This is a genomic window from Peribacillus sp. NPDC058002 (assembly GCF_042886655.1).
GTDB lineage: Bacteria > Bacillota > Bacilli > Bacillales > DSM-1321 > Peribacillus > Peribacillus aracenensis.
In genome coordinates, this window is the sequence record NZ_JBHVQU010000305.1 from 1 (window position 1) to 3766 (window position 3766).

General features: G+C 40.9%; 5 protein-coding genes. 1 reads left to right on the forward strand and 4 read right to left on the reverse strand.

What is annotated here, in order from left to right:
- Nucleotides 1-228: 228 nt before the first annotated feature.
- The 4 genes from ispG to ACFVSH_RS23980 form a co-directional block, all read right to left on the reverse strand.
- Entirely contained in the window at nt 229-1329 is a 1101-nt protein-coding gene (gene ispG, locus ACFVSH_RS23965; protein ID WP_387598220.1) for a flavodoxin-dependent (E)-4-hydroxy-3-methylbut-2-enyl-diphosphate synthase, read from the reverse strand.
- Between the two features lie 212 nt (nt 1330-1541).
- Nucleotides 1542-1874, reverse strand: a complete 333-nt coding sequence (locus tag ACFVSH_RS23970; protein WP_260284709.1) for a LysM peptidoglycan-binding domain-containing protein — start codon at nt 1872-1874, stop codon at nt 1542-1544.
- A gap of 119 nt (nt 1875-1993) precedes the next feature.
- Nucleotides 1994-2131: an anti-repressor SinI family protein gene (locus ACFVSH_RS23975; RefSeq protein ID WP_387708231.1), complete on the reverse strand. Its 138-nt coding sequence runs from the start codon at nt 2129-2131 to the stop codon at nt 1994-1996.
- A 353-nt stretch (nt 2132-2484) separates the two neighbouring features.
- Complete coding sequence (locus ACFVSH_RS23980; RefSeq protein ID WP_387597993.1) at nt 2485-3252, reverse strand: DUF1189 domain-containing protein; 768 nt, start codon at nt 3250-3252, stop codon at nt 2485-2487.
- 162 nt (nt 3253-3414) lie between these two features.
- On the opposite strand from ACFVSH_RS23980, the gene ACFVSH_RS23985 reads away from it, so the two are divergent.
- The coding region (locus tag ACFVSH_RS23985; protein ID WP_387708233.1) for a DUF456 domain-containing protein at nt 3415-3766 on the forward strand (352 nt) is incomplete at its 3' end.

A 3766-nucleotide genomic window follows, 5' to 3' on the forward strand; every position in this document is an offset into this window, starting at 1 on the left:
ATGCCTTTCATTTTAGGGATTGTAGGTATCATTGTAGGAATAGTGGCCAGAAGCCGAGGGTCGAACCTGGGTACCTGGGCCATTGGCATAGGTGCAGTCTCCATCATCGTTGCCATATTCATCCTGCCGTTCTTTTAGCTTCATTAAACCCTTTGATGTCATTATGCATCAAAGGGTTTTTCAAATAAAACAAAAAAATCCCGAATGAAAATTCGGGATTTTTTTGTTTTATTTATTTACAGCAGCTTCGGCTCTTTGTTTTTCATAGTACTCTTCAGCGATTTTGTCAATTTCCTTTTTCAGTTCTTCGACCATCGTCTCTTCAGGCACTTTACGTACGATTTGACCTTTTCTAAACAGTAAACCTTCACCTCGGGCCCCGGCAATGCCGATATCAGCCTCACGGGCTTCTCCAGGGCCGTTTACCGCACAACCAAGCACTGATACCTTGATTGGTGCTTTAATCGTCTGGATGTACTCTTCAACTTCATTGGCGATGGAAATCAAATCAATCTCGATTCGGCCGCAAGTAGGGCAGGAAATTAAAGTGGCCATGTTAGACGCAAGGCCAAATACTTTTAGAAGCTCCCTTGCCACCTTCACCTCTTCGACAGGATCGGCACTTAAGGAAACACGCATCGTGCTCCCGATACCTTGACTTAGGATGGCACCTAGTCCGGCAGCGCTTTTTACGGTCCCGGAGAAAAGTGTTCCTGATTCCGTAATTCCAAGATGTAAAGGATAATCGAATGCTTTTGAAGCTTTTTCATATGCTTCGATGGCTAAATTGACATCGGAAGCTTTCATGGAAACGATAATGTCATGAAAATCGAGGTCTTCCAGGATCTTGATATGGTGTAAAGCACTTTCCACCATTCCATCAGCAGTCGGGAAGCCATATTTCTCGATGATTTTCTTCTCGAGAGAACCAGCATTTACCCCGATTCGGATTGGGATTCCTTTAGCCTTTGCAGCTTTTACGACTGCTTCAACCTTTTCACGGCGTCCGATGTTACCAGGATTTATCCTGATTTTATCCGCTCCGCCTTCAATGGCCTTCAGAGCAAGTTTGTAATCGAAATGAATATCGACTACTAGAGGGATGTTTATCCGTTTTTTTATCTCAGAAATTGCATCAGCTGCCCTTTCATCCGGACAGGCGACACGTACGATTTGACATCCCGCTTCTTCAAGACGAAGGATTTCTGCAACCGTTGCTTCAACATCATGTGTTTTTGTCGTTGTCATGCTTTGTACGATAACTTCATTATTGCCGCCAATCGTTAAGTTTCCGACTTTAATTGGCCGCGTCTTGGTGCGATGTATGATTTCACTCAAGTGGAATTCTCTCCTTTAGGAAAAAATCAGTTTTGATTTTTAATTTGCTTCTCTGAAATATTGTATCAATGTACATACCGCTTGACAAGGAAATAGGTCGCATAATCTTTTTTCAATATGAGATATTTCCTATTTCAGGATATACCTGATGCTTGGAAAACCACTTTAATGGTTCTTGTGAAGGCGCAGATCCCTTTTGACAGTTATTTATAAACGGGTATCTTATATGTTTTGCCAATCTGCATATTTTCGGGTTTCAATCCTTCATTCAAACTTTGAAAGTCAGCGATGATCGTTTCGATTGGCTGATTGGATCCGTCTTTTTCCGTTTCAACAATGGAGAGTAAGGTATCCCCGGGTTTCATGGTGATTTCTTTATAAGCGGCAGATGGTGCGGATGCTGTCTGGCTGGCCGGCACGGCCGGTTCGCCTGTAGAGGCCGGTGGATGGGAAGCCGGCAGGGTACCAGTAGTCAAATCAAAATAAATAATGAATAAAGTGAAACAGAATGAGATAAAAAGCAGTAGCCGTTTCAATTTTCCATCCTCCCAAGCTTGTCTTTAATTCATCATACTTGGAGGGAACAAAAAATATGCCTAAAAATGGGCGGTTTTTTAAAATGGAATGTGAGATTGACCATTCATATCTATTTTGGTTATTGAGGAACATCCTTAATATTTGAATGTGTGCTAAGAAAGGAGCGAATTTCCTTTGGGGTCAGGCCGATCTTTTTTGCCTCCATTATGAGTAACAACCACTGTACATCAATATGACTCTCCTTCACGTCTATCACCTCTTAAATACTATTTCAAACATAAGTATAGGAATAACTTGGTGAGTATTTTGTCGAATTAAGTAGATATAAAAAAATGATTACTGTAGTCATATGCGGAAAGGCACGGATTAATCGATTTTATACAAAAGCAAAAAGATCCGGAACAGGTGCGTCGGATCTTGGTTTGGAGGCTAATGAGTTCTATCTAAATTTAACATGTTGATAGAACCCGCGGGAGCAAAGAGGACCGCCAGCGGAAAGTCAGTGTCCTACGTTCCAATCAACGTTCGAATTTTACAAACCCATAAATACTGTAGGCAAACCCGATGAGAATCAAGTTTGCCTATAGTATGAGTTCGAATCTTTTTAATTCAATTTCCGATCTTATTGGCTGATGTTTCTTTAATGGATAAATATAACATCATCAATGTCACAAACCAACTAATGATGGAAGCGAATGGTACAATTGCTTGAAAAGCATCCATGATGGTGAAAAATATGGTGGCAAGCGTTATGCTGTATGCACTGATTCTCCAAAGATGCCTATAGGAAAGAGGACGGCCAAGAGCATTTTTGAAAAAAAGACCGAAAGCGGCAAGGATTGTCACTTTAATGAAGATTCCGCTAGCAGTAAACAGGTATAATATAAGTAGAAGCAATGGAAGGATGATTGGCAGCACAGATTCCACTGAATCAAGCCAAGTGGATATTTCCTGATTATTTCCCTCCAGAACTGAATATGGAGAGGATTGCACGTTGCCTCCGGATACGAAAACCAGATCAGACTTTAAAAGCGCGACAGCCTCATCAGCTTTTGCAGCTACTTCTTCCGGGGCCAAGGTTCCCGTGCCATCTACAAAAATTTGATAGCCGTTTTTATTCAGGCTAAATGGCTCATCTTTTTCAGTCGTCAACGTGCCATTTTTGATTTCAAATGGCGGTAAGTCTTCGGATACTGTTTCGTGCATGGCATCTATCCCGTCAGCTACCATTGTACCGAAATAAAAAGCTGAAGGGAGAAAGGCGATGAGACTTATAAAGAAAACGAATAAAATCGTTTTCCCGATACCTTGGTTTTGAAAGGAAGCGATATCTTTAGGAGAATATAAGCTTACCCAAAGTTGTTTGAATATGTTCAATGTTTTCAGCACCTAACTATATAAGATTCCTAACCAATTTTAACTATATGGGAAAAATAAAACAACCTGTATTCCACTTCATTGGTTTCAATCATCAGTAATGAGGCAATTATGGAGAGATAAAGTCAAATCATAAATGATTTGAGAAAGGGGCGTTTAGTTATGGATACACTATTTTGGATAATAATTACCCTCATGTTCATAATGGGATTTGTCGGTCTGATTTTTCCAATCATCCCAAGTGTTTTGTTCATTTTCGGCGGAATATTGTTATATGGACTATTTTATTCTTTTGAACCATTTGGCTGGTTTTTCTGGACGGTCCAAATTTTATTCGTCATCCTTTTATTTGCAGCTGATTATATAGCGAATATGGTCGGGGTCAAAAAGTATGGCGGCACGAAAGCGGGGATTTGGGGCAGTACGATCGGGCTTCTGGTCGGGCCATTCGTGATTCCGTTCGTCGGAATACTAATAGGTCCTTTCATCGGGGCATTCCTGGCTGAGATAATTG